Below are 15,525 nucleotides of genomic sequence, written 5' to 3'. Positions count from 1 at the left end.
GCCAAGACCGACGCCAAGTACCGGGTAACCGCCGATGGGCATATCCGACTCGTCTATGTAGTGGACAGGCGGGAACGAGCCCTCTTGACCACTGACCAGCACTCGCGACTCGTTGAGATGGTGGCCGAAGTGAAAGGAGAACATGGAGAGCCTCCTTCCGGCGTGTTCTACATTAACGAGTGGCGGCATGTGCTCGTAAAGGCCGGTGGCGGGACCTGGTATGCGGGGCGCTACGACCGGCTTCTGGAGTTTGATCTGGACGGAACGAGGATCTCCCCGGCCGCGCCCGGCCACCTATCCCCAGGCGACCGCTGGGCTGGTCCGCGTGTCGGCGTCAAGTACACGCTGAAGGCGTCCGGAGACGACATCTACTGCCGCCGACAGATCCGGCCTGGGCGGCAGCGCGACGAGTACCTGTCGGACTACCTAGCGTCGGCCAACGAGGTCGTGCGCCGATGGTCCAAGTACAAGAGGGCGGGGGGCGGCATCTACATCAACGAGGCACGTGAGCTGTTCGCGCCGGTCGGTGCCGACGTCGTCGCGTACACCTATCTCGGGCGCGTCCCGCTCGACAGCTGGTTCCCGCGGCCCAACGTCGCCGACGAATACTGAGCCCAGCGATCGTGGTCGGACCCGGCAACGCCCGTGGGAGGGCCGGGCCGACCACGAGGGGGCGGCATAGGCTTGACGGTACAGTTGGTCGCCGGGGTTCCAGGCTGCGGATGAGGCGGGTAGAGCATGGTGTCGGCCGAGCAAGCTGTGGCGCCGCCGCTTCCCATGGTGCCCTCGTCGCCTATGGTTTCGGCGCAGATGAGTCGCCTCCCGCGTCGGGACACCGGGCCGGAGATTCAGCTACGCCGGATGTTGTATGCCCAGGGCCTCCGCTATCGGGTGCAACTGCCCGTACCGGGTTGGCGACGTCGGACGATCGATATCGCCTTCACGCGCGTGAAGGTGGCCGTCTTCGTCGACGGCTGCTTTTGGCACGGCTGCCCCGAACACGGCATGGTTCCGCGGAGCAATCAGGCGTGGTGGGCGTCCAAGTTCGAAGGAAACCGACGCCGGGACACGGAGACGACCGCACACCTCCAATCTCGTGGTTGGAGGGTCCTTCGCTTCTGGTCCCATGAAAACATTTCTGACATGGTCGTAGCAGTCACACGAGCCGTGCGTACGGCCGCAACTTCGGCCTGAGTCCGCTAAGCGGCGAGAATCTCCCCATTCTTATCCACGAATTCCGCCTGCTCGTCGTCTTCGCGAAGATCCGCCACGGAAAGGTGCTCCATCTGGAGGACTTGTGCGGCAATGCGTTCCGCGAGTAGGCTGGGGACCGCATTTCCTACTTGCAGTGCCATTGCATCGTGGGTGCCGCACAGCTGCGCTTTCCGCGGGAACGTCTGCAGCAGCATCGCCTCGCGCAGTGTGATCGCACGGTCCTGTTCGGGATGAGCGAAACGGCCCCGCGTCACGTTGGTGCAACCAGAGGTCAGAGTAGGTGCTACCCGGTCCCACCACATCCGGCCGTAAATGTCATAATGGCCGTTGTGATTCTTGTGGCAGTCGAGCACGAGATCCTCGGGCAAATCTGCCCGACCGCCGCCCTCAGGGATGTGGGCCAACCTGCGCAGGGCGATCTCGCTGTGGCGGCGGGCCTTATGAAAGGGATCGTGCGGATCAACTTCGCCCGGGGCCAGGTCCGGTAGGCTGTAGATCGCCTGCCGCACTGTGGCGTACGATTGCTTACCCCCTTTGGGGCCGTGCGTGGCCTCAGGAAGCTGCGGTTCGACGACCCGGCTGCCGATGACGAGAACTCGCCGGCGTCGTTGCGGCACACCGTAGTCGGCCGCGTCGATCACGTCCCACGCGATCCGGTATCCCATCGCGTCGAGCTTCTCTCGAAAAATTTCGAAGTACGTCGACCAGCGGCCGTTTACAAGGCCAGGGACGTTCTCGAAAGCGATGTGGCGGGGCTGCAAACCTTCGACAAGTCTGAGATATTCGAAGATCAGGGAGTTTCGCCGCAGGTCGTGGTCACTGTCAGTGCTTCCCCTGCGAAGTACGGTGAAACTCTGGCATGGGGGGCAGCCAAACAAGAGCGTCAGCTCCCCTGGTTGGACGCCAGATGCCTGGAGCTCCTCGACAGACACGTCGCGGATGTCTTTGACCATCGGCTTCACGCCGACATTCAAGGAGAAGGCTGCCGCGGCGTCCTCATCGATCTCGATCGCGGCGAGCGTCTTGAAGCCGGCCTTCTTGAATCCCATGGATCCGCCGCCGCAGCCCGCGAACAGGTCGACAACGGTATGCATGTGTTCCGCTCCGCTCCGTGCTTCCGAGCCGTCCTAGGTCATGATCGGCTTGAAGCTAGACGATAGCTGGCGCTGGCTGGGTGGGCGCAAGGGGACGCGCTGGCGGGTTCACGCACCCGCCAGCAGCCAATAGGTAGCCGTTCGCACCACCCTCGGGTCTGCTGCACCGATAGGTGACATTTGAGATGGCTTGCCCTGACGGCGAGCTGGAAGGATGTCGCTGTGCCCAAGCCCTATCCCCGAGAGTTCCGCGACGATGTCGTGCGGCTGGTCCGTGACCGCGATCCGGGCGTGACGGTCGAGCAGATCGCCAAGGACTTCGGAGTCCACCCGATGACGTTGTTCAAGTGGATGCGCCAGGCTGCCATCGACGCCGGAACCAGACCGGGTGCCGGCGGCGGCGAGTCAGCCGAGCTGCGTGAGGCCCGTAAGCGGATCAAGCTGCTGGAGCAGGAGAACGAGGTCCTGCGCCGGGCTGCGGCCTACCTGTCGCAGGCGCATTTGCCGGGAAAAGGCTCTACCCGCTCGTGAGCGAGCTGGCCGCCGACGGGGTCCCCGTGGCGGTGACGTGCCGGGTATTGAAGATCGCTCGTCAGCCCTACTACCGGTGGCTTGCCCGCCGTGTCACCGACGCCGAGTTGGCTGCGGCATATCGGGCGGACGCGTTGTTCGACGCCCATCGCGACGACCCGGAGTTCGGATATCGGTTCCTGGCCGATGAGGCCTGCGCTGCCGGTCAGCCGATGGTCGAGCGCACCGCCTGGAAGATCTGCTCCGGCATGGGCTGGTTCAGCGCGTTCAGCAAGCGCAAGCGTCGGGGTAAGGGCGGCAAGGTCGGTCCGCCGGTGCACGACGATCTGGTGCGCCGCGACTTCACCGCGGACGGCCCGAACCGGTTGTGGCTGGCCGACATCACTGAACACCGCACCTGTGAGGGCAAGCTGTACCTGTGCGCGATCAAGGGCGTGTGGTCCCACCGGATCGTCGGCTACTCCATCGACTCACGGATGAAGTCGAGACTGGTCAACGCCCTGCACAACGCCGCAGCCCGCCGTGGTGACGTGGCCGGCTGCGTGCTGCACACCGACCGCGGGTCGCAATTCCGAAGCCGGAAATCCGTCCACGCCCTCAACCAGCACCATGTGACCGGGTCGATGGGCAGAGTCGGCGCCGCCAGCGACAACGCTGCCATGGAGTCGTTCTTCGGGCTGCTGCAGAACAACGTCCTCGACCGCCGAACCTGGACGACCCGGCAGCAGCTGAGGACCGCGATCGTGACCTGGATCGAGCGGACCTACCACCGCCGCCGACGCCAACGATCCCTGTCCCGGTTGATCCCTATCGGGTACGAGACCATCATGACCCGACCGGCCAGTCAGGCCGCGTGACCGAAACTGTCACCTCTCGGTGCAGCAGACCCTGCCGGCCAGCGCGGCACGAAGGACGGCGAGGACTTGCTGGTAGAGGGTGCCGGCGATGGTGGGGTCGTCGGCAGTGAACTCGGCGGCGGCGAGGGCACGCAGGGTGGTGCGGGTGGTTGCCAGGTCGGCTAGGGCCTAAGCGCGATTGTTCTCCATCAATTCGGCATGATCGACTTTGTCCGCACCTCGAACAGGGGCGCACCGTCCCAGGGCGGCCGGAGCCGCCCGACCGGCTGCCACCCCCATGCGTCATACGCATGCTGGGCAGCGGTGTTGTCCGGCCGCACGAGCAACGCCGCCCGTTCCTCAGCCCGGCTGCCCATCAACTCGTCGTGCAGTGCCCGAGCGATACCTCGGCGCTGCCAAGAGCGCCGCACCACCAACTCGCTGACGCCAAAGGTCCGTCGGCCGTTCTCATCCGTGAAGCCGGACGACATCGACCCCTGAATGCCGTCCCACCATCGGGTGTCCGCGCCGAGCGGAAACCCATAGATGTAGCCGACCAACTCGTCACCGGCCCAAGCCGTCACGGATGCCCAGCCCGGGCGGGGCAAGTGCGCCGCGAGCTGCCGCTCGTACCGTTCGGCTGTATAGAGCGGCCCATCGCCGGCGTGCGCGTCGAGATACACGTCCACGAGCTGGGCCAGCACGGTCTCGGCTTCGATGGCCGAGTAGTGGCGCAAGCGAACGTTGGGCACCATCACGCCAGCGAGCCGTCGTAGACGTCGAAGAACTGCCGCGCCTCGGAGACCGCGCGATGTGCATCAAGGCCGGACCGCACCTCGGCGAGCACGCGCAGGGTCCGCCCGGAACGCACCTGGTGAAGCTCAGGCAGGACAGCCAGCGCGGCGTGGGCTGCGCCCGGCACATCGCCTTGGCGAATCGAAGCCCGGGCAAGCTGAGCCGTGGAGTAGACCCGGTTACGTCGGTGCGCGTCAGGAGGGCTGGCCGTGATTGCCCGGAAGCAGGCTGCGGCTCGATCCGGCCGATCGAGCGCAAGGTACGAGAGCCCGTTGATGGCGGTGACCTCCTGCTCGGTCACGAAGGAGATGAAGGGCAGGTCATCTTCGTGGCTGCCTCCTTCGAATGCGCGGCGAGCCTTGGTCATCTCACGCTCGAAGCCGAACGTGTCTCGAAGAATGGCGTGGGCATGAGCTGAGCGGAGGTGGAGCAGCGTAGTCAGGCGCGGCGTTGTCCAGCCGGCGGCGGCACGCAGTGCTGCTTCGGCGCAGTGCATCGCTTCGGCCGGCCGATCCTCTCGGAGCAGCAGTGACATGCAGGCGAGAGCACGTACCTCGACGCGAGCGTCGTCGGCGATGCGCGCTCGCGCGATTGCCTCATTCGGGTAGGGCCTCGCCCCGGGGCGGCGGTCCGCATCGATAGCGAGCCACGCTGCCTGAATCGCCAGATGTGCCAGCGCGCTTTGCAGCGCCTCGCCCACCGACCGGCTGTATGCGGTCTGTTCAGCCCAGGCAGAGAGACGCTGGTGCACCTGCATGGCGATGTCACAGAGTGCGTCCGCGCCGACCGCCGCATCCGCCGTCCGGAACTGGTCGACGAGTGAGGCCGCGTAGCGCACCTGTTCCATACCGAGGTTCGGTGGCGGCTCAGCACCCGCTGTCAGCAGGTCCAGGCCGCTACTGGCCTGGATGCCAGCGAGCGCGGCCAGAGCGTGGAATTGCCGGCGATTCGTACGACCACCTTCTTCAACGCGTGCGCCTGACACCACTGTAGGGGCCGACTCGCCCGGCAGGGCAAACCACAGACGAGCTGGCGGTATCCGGAGCAACGTGGCCCAGTGCGCCAGGCGGTCGAGATGCACCATCGCCGGTCCGCTCTCGATCCGACTCAACTGCGCCTGCGTGATCCCCAACCACGCCGCCACCACGCTCTGCGGCAGCGGGTGCCGCCCGTGGTACGGATGACACCGGTACGCCCGGATGACCCGTCCCAGATGTCGTGACGCGAGCGCGTGCCGCACGGGCCCGTGTTCCCACAACGACTCCGGCACCACCGGCGGCGCGCTCAGGCGGTCGCGCTCGGCGGCCTGGCAGGGCGCGCAACGACCGCTGTCGTTGTCGCGGGCCAGGCGTCCGCCGCAGCGGGGGCAGTTCGCGTGTGTCACCGGCAACCTCGCTCCACGCGGGTGGCTGTGTCCGAAATCGAGCCTAACCATTCAAACCGTTTCGCGGGGTGACGGTATGCGTGCCGCGCATATCGACGACGATCCCCGCAACATGGTCCGCGCCGGTCGGCGTACCGAATCTGGGGGCACCCCTGACGGAAGGAGCACGATGCTCACGATTGACCGGGTCAGCGCCGGCCGGGCGCTCGTTTCGGCCGAGCTGTTCGACGCGCTGACCGCCCGCATCGCCCGCGACCATCCCGACCTCGCCGCCGACCTGCCCGCTCGCATCATGGACCAGGCGCTCGCCTTCCTCGGCGCGTGCGCCACCGCGACCGTGCCGCTCGGCCCGAGCGAGCTGGTCGACGTCGGCTGGCACACGTTCATCCTGCACACCCGCGACTACGCCGACTTCTGCCAGCGCATCGCCGGGCGGTTCATCCACCACCAGCCCGACCCGCCGGCCGAGGAGAGCGGGCCGGCAGTGCCGGAGCCGTTGGGCGTGCCGATCTCCCGGGCGGTCGACGCGATCGTCGCCGCCGGCTTCGCGCTCGACCGGGAGTTGTGGGCGGTGGCGGCGGAGTGCCAGACCAAGTGTCATCAGTGCCACGCGGGGTGTCACGACAGCCCGACCGGGTGACACGTCGCGCGGTGGTCCCGGGCCTACGCTGGCCGGGACCACCGCCGGCGAAGGGCACACCAATGGCGCACCGCCACCACTGGGACGAGCTGCCCGTGGCGGTGCGGCGCGACATCGCGCGGCAGGCCGGTGACGTCCTCCGCGTCGACCCGGTGCCGGATGGTGCCGCCTGCGAGTTCGCCGCTGTCGTCGACACCGCGTACGGCCGGATCTTCTGCAAGGGCGGGCCTGTCGACGGACCGAAGGGTTGGGCGTACCGCAGGGAGGCCCGGATCAACCCGGTCCTGCCCGACGCGGTGCCCCGGCTGCGGTGGACGGTCGAGCGTGACGGTTGGCTGCTGCTGGGCTTCGCGTACGCGCCCGGCCGGTATCCCCGACTCGAACCCGGCTCGCCGGACCTGGACGCGGTCGTTGGGCTGCTGTCGACGCTGGCCCGCCGGCTGACGCCCAGCCCGTTCGTCGAGGCACAGCCGTTCACCGAGCGCTGGCGCGGCCTGGTCGATCCCGAGCTGGTCGACGGGGACACGCTGCTGCACACCGACATGACGCCCCGCAACCTCCTCCTCGACGGTGACCGGCTGCGGTTGGTCGACTGGTCCGCACCCTGCCGCGGGGCCGCCTGGATCGACACCGCGTTCATGCTGGTCCGTCTGGTACGCGCCGGCCACGATCCGGTTGCGGCCGAGCGGTGGGCGTCCCGGGTGCCGGCGTTCGCGGACGCGCGCCCGGACGCGGTCACCGCGTTCTCCGTGGCGCTGGCGCGGCTCTGGGAACGCCGGCAGCACACCTCACCCGCCCCGCACCGTGGGGCGCTCCTCGACGCCGCCCGCCGCTGGCGCGACCACCGGGAGAGTCGCCGCCTCGCCTCGTCCTGAGTGTCACCGTCCGTATACCTAGCGTGCATGATGGCGAAGATCGCGGGGTCATACGCACGCCACCGGCCAAGGTCGACAGTCGGCGCATGGCCCGGGGCGGGTGCCGGGCTCCGGCGGTGCCGCGTCCCCGATCGCGGCTGCCCGCCGACCCCGCCCGCCCCGGCGCCACTCCACGACCCGAGCCCGACCCCGGAGGCGCCCACCGATGTCCGCCGCACTCGCCGACTTCCCCGCCCGCACCCCGGTCACCGACGGGAGCCCGCCGGCCGTCCGCGCCCACGTACCCGAGCGCCGGCCGCCGGACCCGCTGTGCGGCGGCAGAGCGTCCGGTTCCGGCGCGGGCGCGGCGCGGTGACCGGGGAGGCGGGCCGGTTCTGGGTGGCGGTGCAGGATCGCTGTCCGGGGTTGCTGCCGGAGCGGGACGCGCCGCTGTTGCACGCGTCGCTGTTGCGGCTGCTGGAGGGTGGCGACGACCGGGCGGGGCGGCTGGCGTTGCTGCGGGCGCTCGGGTGCGCGTACCGAAGCTTCGGTCTGCGGCCCTGGCACGCGGCGGCGGTCGGCGACGCCCTGCTGCCCGCGCCCGGCCTGCGCTGGTGGCGGGCGTGGCGGCTGATCGAGCGCACCGCCGCCCGCCTCGCCGACGGGCCGGCGTGGTGGCCGGTCGAGGTGGTCGACCACGACCGCGCCGCCGACACGATCGCCATCCTGACGGTACGACCGTGGCGGCGGCTGGCGTTCCGTGCCGGGCAGGCGATCCCGGTCAGCACACCTCGGCGCGCCGGCCGATGGCGGTGGCTGTCGCCGGCCAACGTCGCGCGCCCGGACGGCACGATCGAGTTCCACGTCCGGGCCGTCGGTTCCGGGTCCGTCTCCCACAGCCTGGTCCACGAGGTACGCCCCGGCGAGCTGCTGCACCTCGGCGCGCCGCAGGACTCCGGGTTGGAGCTGGTCGACGGCGGTGACGATCTTCTGCTGGTGGCCGGCGGGACGGGGCTGGCGCCGCTGCGCGCCCTGACCGAGCAGGTCGCCGCCGCGCCCGACGGCCGGCGGGTCACCCTGATCGTGGGTGCTCGCGCGTTCGCCGACCTGTACGACGCGATCGCGCTGGACAAGCTCCAACAGGCCCACGACTGGCTGAGCGTCGTGCCGGCGTTCTCCGACGACCCCGAGGCCACACCGGCCGAGCAGGGCACCGCCATTGCGCTGGCCACCTACCACCACCGGCCCGGGCAGCACGTGCACGTCTGCGGCCCGCCCGCCATGCTCGCCGCCGCCCGCCGCTGGCTCAGCCTCGCCGGCGTCCCCGCCGACCACCAGCACCTACCCACGATCGGGCAGCGGTGATGACCGTCTACCGCAGCCGCCACGCCCTCGCCGGGCCGCTCACCCCCGGCCGGATCGAAGCCATCCGCCTGCCGCTGACGTCGCGACTGCGACGCGGCTACCGCGTCGAGGACGTCGACGCCGTCCTGCACCGCTTCGCCCACGAACTCGCCGAACGCTCCCACCAGCTCCACCTGGCGCACGACGAGAACCGCCGGATCAAAACTGCGTTGCGCAATTGGCAGTCGGAACGTGCCGACGTTGGAAATTCCATCGACTGAGCGGCGCAGAAATATCGGCGCGGCAGCCACATTGTGTGGCACGGGGCCTGGTGATCAGGGAAGACGCCTTCCTATTCTGTTCGAGCAGAGACAGCGGTAATTGTCTTCGGGGGGGTGCGGCATGGCCTTTTTCCGTGCGTACAGAATGGTGGTGGCCGCCGTCCTCGGCGGCTTCCTGATCGCGGCGGCCGTGCCCGTTCCGTCGCCGGGAATGGCCGCCGCGAACCGCGAGATGACCGACTACCTGGCGGCCCACCCGGGTGGCGTGCCGGTCGGCGCCGACGAGATCAGCTACGGCGGCGGCGCGGTGCTGGTCACGCTGCACGCGCCGGCCGGCGCCTACGCGCTGGCCGACTGCCCCCGGAACTGGTTCTGCTTCTACGACCGGCCGAACTTCGGCTACCCCCGGGGCAAGCTCTCCTCCTGCGGCCGGCAGGACCTCGCCACCTGGCAGTGGCAGTTCCGGATCGGGTCCGCGCACTACAACATGTCCAGCGGCTCGGCGACGTTCTACTACAACGACATGGCGCTGTTCAGCGTCGGCCTCGGCAACCCGGTCCGCGCCGACGCCGCGCCCTGGCGGGACTGGGCCAACTTCGTTACTCGTGGATGTTGACCGCCGTCGCGCCGGCGCACCGCGCGTCGGCGATGGTGTCGGTCCGGTCGCTGCGTAGGAACAGGTAGTAGCTGACCAGGTAATCGTCGGGGCTGGTCGTCTGGTGGCTGAGCAGCCGGCCGGTTTCCTCGTCGAACTGGAGCGTCTCCCGCCGGCCCGCGCCGTCGACCGCGCTGATCGCGTAGCCGTACCGGTTGGCGCGGTCGGGGTACCGGCCCTGCTGGACGATGCCGTCGGTCTCGGCGAGCAGCCGCAGCAGCGTCGCGCGCTGCGGGGCGGTCAGCGGCCGGAACTGGTAGATCCAGGAGACCACCATCAGCGTGCCGGCCGCGTTGCGGACGTCCGGCGGCCGCTGCCGCACCAGCTCGTCCACCTGCGCCCGCAGCTCGGCCAGGTCCACCGACGGGTCCGGCGGCACGTCGGTCAGGTCGCCCCGGTCGTATCGGACGTCCTGGGGCTGCGACCGCCGGCCACCGTCGACGTCGAGGACGGTACGCCGGCCGGATCCTTCCCGGGTCCACCAGAGCCACTCCTCCCGATAGCGCGTCAGGTCGTCCGAGCCGAGCGTGAGTTCCGCCGGCGACCACACGCGTAGCCAGGTGCACGCGAACCGGCCCTGACGCGGCGGCTCCGCCCGCCGGGCCACCCGGTCGGCCATCTGGTCGAGCTTCGGGCCAGGGTCCACCGGCTCCGCCGGCGCCGGTTCGCGTGGGCCGCCGCGGCCGGGCGACGTCTCGGTCCGGCTGGGCGGCGGCACCGTTATCGGCGGCCGGCCGCCCTGGTCCGATGCGCCTTCCGCCACGAGGTACACCACCAGGCTGCCGAGCGCGGTAACGAGCGTCAGGGGCAGGACCAGGCGTCGCCTGCGAGGCCACGTGCCGGCGGTCGCCGCGATGTGCCGGCCCCGCGTCCCGCCGACCGGCCGCACGACGCCCGGCCGGCCGGTGCGTCCCCCGTCGCCACCGGCGGGGGCCGGCTCGCGGAAGCGACGCGCCTCGTACCCGCGCGGTCCGGGCGCGTGCCACGGACGCGGGACCAGGTCGACGATCGGCGCGTCGGCGAGGAACGACGTGTCGACCGACGGCGACGGCGACCGGGGCGGCGGTGGCGGCGACGAGGGCGGCGGCGGCGACGGGGGCGGCGGCGGGGGCGTCGGCGCGGCCACCGGGTCCTCGTGGTGCGCCTTCGCCGCGCAGGCGGCCAGGCGGAAGCACCAACGGTGGCCCTCCGACCCGAGGTTGTCGTGGGTGACGGCGGTGAGCGCCTGAGAGATCAGCGACAACCGGTACTGCCGGCGCCACTCCCGCCGCCAACCTCCGGACGTGGCATACCGCTGCCCGACCTCGTAGGTGAGGCTTACCAGCCGGGCCATCACGGGCGGCAGGCTGCTCGGCTCGATCGGGCCGGGGTGGACCAGATAGTTCAGCAGGGTGTCGGCCTGTTTCGGTGGCAGGCCGGGCGGTCGTCGCCCGTCCGGGCCGGGGCGGGGCGCCACCCAGCGCAGGACCGTGGAGAGCAGCAGTGCCATCAGGTCACGGGTCAGCGGGGCGTCGTTCTCGTACCTGTCGAAGTCGATCAGGGTGAACGTGTTCGGGGAGGCGGTGCCGTCGGGCCGCGCGTCGAAAAGGATATTTCCCCCGTGCAGGTCTCCGTGGGCCAGGCCGTGCACGTAGTCGATGTCGTCGCCCGACTCGCCCGGTTCGGTCAGGCGCAGCGGGTTGGGCAGCTCCTCGCCGTCGAAGACCACGTGTTTCCCGCCCAGGTCGCCCAGCCCGAGCCGGCCGGCCGCTGCGGTCACCTCCGACAGCGCCCCGGTCACCGCCAACTCGCGTGTGACGTACTCCCGCACGGTGGTGGGCGCGGTCGACCGGACGGATTCGGTCCCACCGTTCCAGTCGTCGAGCAGGGCCACGACGACCGCGCGGTAGGCCTCGACGAGCTGGTCGTCGTCGTCGATCTCGTCCAGCGTGCGGACCGGGTCGCCGCCGTTGGCGACGTCCTGGAAGGAGAGGTGACGGCCGTCGGCCACCGGGTAGGAGCCGTGGTGCTGCTCGACCATGTGCCGCGCGGCGAAGCCGGGCGCGTCGGCCCATGCCTCAGCGTGCCGGCTCGCCTCCGGCCGCTGGCCCCCGCCGGCCGGGTGGACCTTGACCAGCAGCTTCTGACTGCTCATGCGGCCCCGGCCCGCCGGCCTGTTCAGTTTGATCACGAACAGCCGCGCCCCGCTGTAGCCGCAGATCGGGCCGTGCGACAGCACCTCGACCGCGCCCCGGCTGGCCGCCCACTGCTCCAGCGCCTCCCACACCAGCGGGTCGTCCCGCTGGAGCCACACCGGTCTGTCGCCTGGGCGGTCGTCCATAGTGGTATGAACCTTCTGGCCTGGAGGGATGGGAAGGCGCGGGTGACCGGGGTGTGGCCGCCGGGAGGTGCGCTGGTGGCGTCGGTGGAAATCTACCCGGAACTTCCGACGAAGCCGGTGGTACTCGACGCCTGGGGAGAAACCTTACTTTTCGGAAACCGCTCTCGCGCCGACAGGTAACATTTGGCTACTCGCCGTCACATCTAGCAGATTGAATGTATTCTCGGTGCGGGGGACCGGAGGGTGGTGTGACGGACCGGACTGATTCCCTGCTCAGACGCCAGACCGAGCCGGCCATGATGGCGATGCTGCGCGCCATGTCGGTCTGCCACAGCCGCGCCCAACGCCTCGACGCGCTACGTACCTCGGTCTCCGTGACCATCGCCGGCGCCGGCGCGGTCGTCGCCTTCCTCGGCGTGTCGGCCACCGCCGTCACCGCGCTCGGCGCACTCTGGGCCGTCGTCAACGCGCTCGGGCTCGCCACCTGGTCACGCGGGCAACTCCGGCGGGCCGCCACCATCCAGGAGATGTTCGACGTCGACCTGTTCGGCCTGCCCTGGAACGAGGTCGCGGCCGGGCCGCGCGTCGCCGCGCCCGAGATCAGCCGGCTCGACCGCGCGTTCCGGGGCACCGAACGCTACCTGCGCGACTACTACGAGATCCCGGAACTGCCCGCGCCCTTCGACGTGCTCGCCTGCCAGCAGCAGAGCCTCGGCTGGGGCGCCCGGCTGCGCCGCCGCTACGCGTACACCGTGCTCGCCGCCGTCGCGGCCTGGGCGGCGCTCGGCGTCGTCTACGGCGTGCTCGGCGGCCTGACCGTCGCCCACCTGCTGCTCGCCTGGTTCGTGCCGTCACTCGGCGCGCTGCTGCTCGGCGTCGAGATCTACCGCGGGCAGCGCGACGTCGCCGTCGAACGCGACCGGGCCGGCACCGTCGTCCACCACCGGATCACCTCCGCCGTCCGCGACCCGTCGGCCGCCGCCGACCTGCTCGGGCTGGCCCGGCAGGTGCAGGACCTGCTGTTCCGCACCCGCTGCACCCAGACCCGCGTGCCGAACTGGTTCTTCCGCCGCTTCCACGCCGCCGACCGGGTCGACTTCCAGTCCACCATGACCGGCCTCGGCCAGCTGCTGGCCCCGGTGCCCCGCGCCGACGGGTGAGCGCCCCGTCACGCCAGGTCGCGCGGGGCCACGCGAGGCTCGGCACGCCGGTACCGTCCGTCGCGTGTCGCACACCGAAGACCTGCTGGCCGGGTTCACGCCGTCCCGGCCGTACACCAAGGACGTCGTCGCCGGCGCGCCCGCCGCGCCCGGCGTGCACCTGGTGCTCGACGGCGGCGTGGTCGCCTACGTCGGCTACACCGGCGACCTGCGCGCCCGACTTCGGCAGCACCTCACCGGCAACCGCGACTCGTCGGTGCTGCACGACCAGGTCGGCCAGCTCCTCGACACGCCGGGCCGCGCCGCGACCCGCGACGACATCGCCGGGTGGCTGGGGCGGTGCGAGGTCCGCTGGCAGGAGACCGACGACCCCGAGGGTACGAAGGAAGCGCTGGTCCTGGCGCTACGTCCCCGCTTCAACCGGCAGGTGCCCCGCCCGCTTCGTCAGCCCTGAGCCGACTCGCCGAGGAAGTCGGTGATGAGGGCGGCCAGTTCCGCCGGGCGCTCGGCGTCCATCGCGTGCGTGGCACCGGCCAGGTGCACCACCCGCAGGCGCGGGTTGTCGACGGCCGCGAGGCGTTCGGCGGTGGCCCGCCGGTACGCGGCGTACACCTCCCGGAACGGCGCCTGCTCGGGGATGTCCTCGGTGGCGAGGACGAGGAGCAGGGGAGACCGGGTGTCCCGGTAGGCGGGGGTCAGATCCAGCGACTCCATCGCCTCGCGCAACTGCCCGGTCAACTCCGGGCCGGGGCGCAGCCGGGCACGGCCGTCGTCGCCCGGCACGAGGTTGCGTTCGAAGGCCGCCACCCAGTCCTCCGGGTCGGCGCCGTACCGCTGGGCCATCGCCCGCTGCCCGGCCCGCATTGCGGTGAGCTGTTCGGCGGTGAGCGGTGCGGCCAGCATCGCGGCGATCCCGTCGAAGGCAGCCCGCAGCTTGGCCAGTTCCGCCTCCGCCTGGGCCGGGTCCATCCCGGCGAGTTGCTCCGGGCGGCCCAGCGTCGGGTTGCCGTCGAGGCTGACGGCGCCGGGGCATTCCGGGTGGCGTCGGGCCCAGAGCGAGGCCAGCATCCCGCCGAGGGAGATGCCGACCACGGCGGGCCGGTCGAGGCCGAGCCCGTCGGCGACGGCCGCCAGGTCGTCCAGCACGTCGTCCCATCGCCACGGGCCGTCGCCGGAGTGTCCGTGGCCGCGCAGGTCGACGGCGACCACCCGGTGCGCCGGCCGTAGGTGCCCGGCCAGCGTCTTCATCTGGGCGAGGTTGCCGCCGGCGCCGTGCAGCAGCAGCAACGGGCGTCCGTCGCCGCCGAAGTCGCGGTAGGCGATCGGCACCCGGCCGGAGTCGATGACGGGATCAGGCATGTCGGTTCCCCTCCTGGAGCAGTCGGTCGCGGACGGCGGCGGACAGCACGCCGCCCTCGGGGTGGCGGGGGAGCTTGCCGCGGGCCGCCAGGTCGTGGACGCCCTGGCGGGTGATGCCGAGCATGGCGCCGGCCACCGCGTAGGACACCGCCTCGGCGGTGGGGTGGCCCATCCGCCGCGCGACGATCTGGCCGAGCGGGGTGCGCCACCAGTCGACAGGTGGCTGGAACGGGCCGTCGCCGGGATAGAGCGTCGAGATGGCCCGGACGATGACGGCACGGGCTGCCGCGTCGTCGCCGTGGACCATGGTGGCGGCCCAGGAGCGCGCCCGTTCCCGTACGACGGTGCGGAGCGAGTCGACGGCGTCGTGGCCGTCGACCAGGATCTCCAGCGGATCGAGCAGCCTTATGTCGATCAGCCTGATGAGTTGCGCGGCGAGTTCGTCCACGACGCCCCCTTACTTGACACTCATCGTCAAGCGCTTGACGGCCGTTGTCAAGTAGCGTGGGGCCGGGCGATGCGCAGCGCGTCGACCACCACCGCCCAGCGGCTCGGCGTCATCTCGTCCGGCGCGCGCAGCACGTCCCCCTCGTGCACCACCACGCCGGCGTCGCGCAACCGCCGCAGGTTGGGCCGGTAGACCGGATGCGCGGCCAGCGCGGCGTTCACCCGGGGGAACACGTGGATCGGCAGCCCGCTGCCGAGCAGTTCGTTGAGCACGCCCAGGGCCAGCGTGTCGCTCGCCCCGGCCGCCCACTTGTTCAGCGTGTTGAACGTCGCCGGCACGACCGCGGCGGCGTGGGCCGGCGGGTGCGGCTCGGGGTCGCCGGGGCGGCGCCACTCGGCGCGTACCTGATGGCCGGTCTGCGCGGCGAGCGCCTCGCGGTCGAGCCAGGTCGCGGCGGTCGGGGTGGCGATCAGGCAGACCCGCCAGCCGTCGGCGGCGAGCAGCTCGGCGAGGTCGCCGATCCGCTGGGCCGGGGGAGCGGCGCAGACGACCAGGTGCAGCACCGGCGCTTCACTCATGCCCGCAGTTCTACCCGGAAACGGCCCCGCC

General features: G+C 70.8%; 18 protein-coding genes. 11 read left to right on the top strand and 7 right to left on the bottom strand.

Translation table 11 applies throughout. The features are described 5' to 3' along the window. Window positions 1–84: 84 nt before the first annotated feature. Both O7598_RS24255 and O7598_RS24250 read left to right on the top strand, forming a co-directional pair. Window positions 85–612, top strand: coding sequence for a hypothetical protein (locus tag O7598_RS24255; RefSeq protein ID WP_269693582.1), 528 nt, complete (start codon window positions 85–87; stop codon window positions 610–612). Window positions 613–738: 126 nt separating this feature from the next. Further along, window positions 739–1,194 carry a very short patch repair endonuclease gene (locus O7598_RS24250; protein WP_332367388.1) on the top strand — a complete coding sequence of 152 codons (456 nt, stop codon included), beginning with the start codon at window positions 739–741 and terminating at the stop codon, window positions 1,192–1,194. A gap of 5 nt (window positions 1,195–1,199) precedes the next feature. Here the strand turns inward: O7598_RS24250 and O7598_RS24245 are convergent, their stop codons facing one another. Continuing rightward, on the bottom strand, window positions 1,200–2,309 hold the full coding sequence (locus tag O7598_RS24245; RefSeq protein ID WP_269693580.1) for a DNA cytosine methyltransferase: 1,110 nt from the start codon (window positions 2,307–2,309) through the stop codon (window positions 1,200–1,202). 222 nt (window positions 2,310–2,531) lie between these two features. Here O7598_RS24245 and O7598_RS24240 point away from each other — a divergent pair. Next, window positions 2,532–3,697 (top strand): IS3 family transposase gene (locus O7598_RS24240; RefSeq protein WP_269693579.1). Its coding sequence is split into 2 segments (ribosomal slippage): window positions 2,532–2,816 and window positions 2,819–3,697, totalling 1,164 coding nucleotides; the frame shifts between segments, so codons are not numbered across the junction. A gap of 188 nt (window positions 3,698–3,885) precedes the next feature. Here O7598_RS24240 and O7598_RS24235 read toward each other — a convergent pair. Next, the gene (locus O7598_RS24235; protein ID WP_269694960.1) at window positions 3,886–4,431 is read right to left on the bottom strand and encodes a GNAT family N-acetyltransferase; all 546 of its coding nucleotides are present in this window, start codon (window positions 4,429–4,431) and stop codon (window positions 3,886–3,888) included. Continuing rightward, window positions 4,431–5,855 carry a helix-turn-helix domain-containing protein gene (locus tag O7598_RS24230; protein WP_269693578.1) on the bottom strand — a complete coding sequence of 475 codons (1,425 nt, stop codon included), beginning with the start codon at window positions 5,853–5,855 and terminating at the stop codon, window positions 4,431–4,433. The genes O7598_RS24235 and O7598_RS24230 overlap by 1 nt, the downstream gene beginning before the upstream one ends. A gap of 169 nt (window positions 5,856–6,024) precedes the next feature. Here O7598_RS24230 and O7598_RS24225 point away from each other — a divergent pair, with 169 nt between their 5' ends. The 6 genes from O7598_RS24225 to O7598_RS24200 all read left to right on the top strand — a co-directional run bounded on the left by O7598_RS24225 (window position 6,025) and on the right by O7598_RS24200 (window position 9,590). Further along, window positions 6,025–6,495 (top strand): glycine-rich domain-containing protein, encoded by a 471-nt coding sequence (locus O7598_RS24225; protein WP_269693577.1) that lies wholly within the window; start codon window positions 6,025–6,027, stop codon window positions 6,493–6,495. Window positions 6,496–6,557: 62 nt separating this feature from the next. Continuing rightward, window positions 6,558–7,370: a hypothetical protein gene (locus tag O7598_RS24220; RefSeq protein ID WP_269693576.1), complete on the top strand. Its 813-nt coding sequence runs from the start codon at window positions 6,558–6,560 to the stop codon at window positions 7,368–7,370. 205 nt (window positions 7,371–7,575) lie between these two features. After that, window positions 7,576–7,725 carry a hypothetical protein gene (locus O7598_RS24215; RefSeq protein ID WP_269693575.1) on the top strand — a complete coding sequence of 50 codons (150 nt, stop codon included), beginning with the start codon at window positions 7,576–7,578 and terminating at the stop codon, window positions 7,723–7,725. Continuing rightward, the gene (locus tag O7598_RS24210) at window positions 7,722–8,714 is read left to right on the top strand and encodes an FAD-binding oxidoreductase (protein WP_269693574.1); all 993 of its coding nucleotides are present in this window, start codon (window positions 7,722–7,724) and stop codon (window positions 8,712–8,714) included. Before O7598_RS24215 ends, O7598_RS24210 begins: the two co-directional genes overlap by 4 nt. Next, window positions 8,714–8,974, top strand: coding sequence for a hypothetical protein (locus O7598_RS24205; RefSeq protein ID WP_269693573.1), 261 nt, complete (start codon window positions 8,714–8,716; stop codon window positions 8,972–8,974). The genes O7598_RS24210 and O7598_RS24205 overlap by 1 nt, the downstream gene beginning before the upstream one ends. A 121-nt stretch (window positions 8,975–9,095) precedes the next feature. After that, entirely contained in the window at window positions 9,096–9,590 is a 495-nt protein-coding gene (locus O7598_RS24200; protein ID WP_269693572.1) for a hypothetical protein, read from the top strand. On the opposite strand, the gene O7598_RS24195 is transcribed toward O7598_RS24200, so the two are convergent. After that, window positions 9,574–11,949: a hypothetical protein gene (locus tag O7598_RS24195; protein WP_269693571.1), complete on the bottom strand. Its 2,376-nt coding sequence runs from the start codon at window positions 11,947–11,949 to the stop codon at window positions 9,574–9,576. The genes O7598_RS24200 and O7598_RS24195 overlap by 17 nt on opposite strands. A gap of 248 nt (window positions 11,950–12,197) precedes the next feature. On the opposite strand from O7598_RS24195, the gene O7598_RS24190 reads away from it, so the two are divergent. Then, window positions 12,198–13,109 carry an S-4TM family putative pore-forming effector gene (locus tag O7598_RS24190; protein WP_269693570.1) on the top strand — a complete coding sequence of 304 codons (912 nt, stop codon included), beginning with the start codon at window positions 12,198–12,200 and terminating at the stop codon, window positions 13,107–13,109. 64 nt (window positions 13,110–13,173) lie between these two features. Then, on the top strand, window positions 13,174–13,563 hold the full coding sequence (locus O7598_RS24185) for a hypothetical protein (protein ID WP_269693569.1): 390 nt from the start codon (window positions 13,174–13,176) through the stop codon (window positions 13,561–13,563). Here O7598_RS24185 and O7598_RS24180 read toward each other — a convergent pair. The 3 genes from O7598_RS24180 to O7598_RS24170 are packed head-to-tail and all read right to left on the bottom strand — an operon-like array spanning window position 13,554 to window position 15,494. Then, window positions 13,554–14,468: an alpha/beta fold hydrolase gene (locus O7598_RS24180; RefSeq protein ID WP_269693568.1), complete on the bottom strand. Its 915-nt coding sequence runs from the start codon at window positions 14,466–14,468 to the stop codon at window positions 13,554–13,556. The two genes, O7598_RS24185 and O7598_RS24180, sit on opposite strands and share 10 nt — an antisense overlap. Further along, window positions 14,461–14,916, bottom strand: coding sequence for a hypothetical protein (locus O7598_RS24175; RefSeq protein ID WP_269693567.1), 456 nt, complete (start codon window positions 14,914–14,916; stop codon window positions 14,461–14,463). The genes O7598_RS24180 and O7598_RS24175 overlap by 8 nt, the downstream gene beginning before the upstream one ends. Window positions 14,917–14,963: 47 nt before the next feature. After that, window positions 14,964–15,494 (bottom strand): flavoprotein, encoded by a 531-nt coding sequence (locus O7598_RS24170; protein ID WP_269693566.1) that lies wholly within the window; start codon window positions 15,492–15,494, stop codon window positions 14,964–14,966. Window positions 15,495–15,525 lie beyond the last annotated feature (31 nt).

The sequence above is a fragment of the Micromonospora sp. WMMC241 genome (assembly GCF_027460165.1).
GTDB lineage: Bacteria > Actinomycetota > Actinomycetes > Mycobacteriales > Micromonosporaceae > Micromonospora > Micromonospora humi.
Note: the sequence above shows the minus strand (reverse complement) of the source record. Positions and strands in the feature narration are given on the sequence as shown.

What these genes read in the sequence shown, in the direction of transcription:
- O7598_RS24195 (WP_269693571.1), bottom strand. Translation starts at nt 11,949, where the DNA reads ATGGACGACCGCCCAGGCGACAGACCGGTGTGGCTCCAGCGGGACGAC.
- O7598_RS24220 (WP_269693576.1), top strand. Translation starts at nt 6,558, where the DNA reads ATGGCGCACCGCCACCACTGGGACGAGCTGCCCGTGGCGGTGCGGCGC.
- O7598_RS24170 (WP_269693566.1), bottom strand. Translation starts at nt 15,494, where the DNA reads ATGAGTGAAGCGCCGGTGCTGCACCTGGTCGTCTGCGCCGCTCCCCCG.
- O7598_RS24180 (WP_269693568.1), bottom strand. Translation starts at nt 14,468, where the DNA reads ATGCCTGATCCCGTCATCGACTCCGGCCGGGTGCCGATCGCCTACCGC.
- O7598_RS24235 (WP_269694960.1), bottom strand. Translation starts at nt 4,431, where the DNA reads ATGGTGCCCAACGTTCGCTTGCGCCACTACTCGGCCATCGAAGCCGAG.
- O7598_RS24245 (WP_269693580.1), bottom strand. Translation starts at nt 2,309, where the DNA reads ATGCATACCGTTGTCGACCTGTTCGCGGGCTGCGGCGGCGGATCCATG.
- O7598_RS24225 (WP_269693577.1), top strand. Translation starts at nt 6,025, where the DNA reads ATGCTCACGATTGACCGGGTCAGCGCCGGCCGGGCGCTCGTTTCGGCC.
- O7598_RS24200 (WP_269693572.1), top strand. Translation starts at nt 9,096, where the DNA reads ATGGCCTTTTTCCGTGCGTACAGAATGGTGGTGGCCGCCGTCCTCGGC.
- O7598_RS24250 (WP_332367388.1), top strand. Translation starts at nt 739, where the DNA reads ATGGTGTCGGCCGAGCAAGCTGTGGCGCCGCCGCTTCCCATGGTGCCC.
- O7598_RS24215 (WP_269693575.1), top strand. Translation starts at nt 7,576, where the DNA reads ATGTCCGCCGCACTCGCCGACTTCCCCGCCCGCACCCCGGTCACCGAC.
- O7598_RS24205 (WP_269693573.1), top strand. Translation starts at nt 8,714, where the DNA reads ATGACCGTCTACCGCAGCCGCCACGCCCTCGCCGGGCCGCTCACCCCC.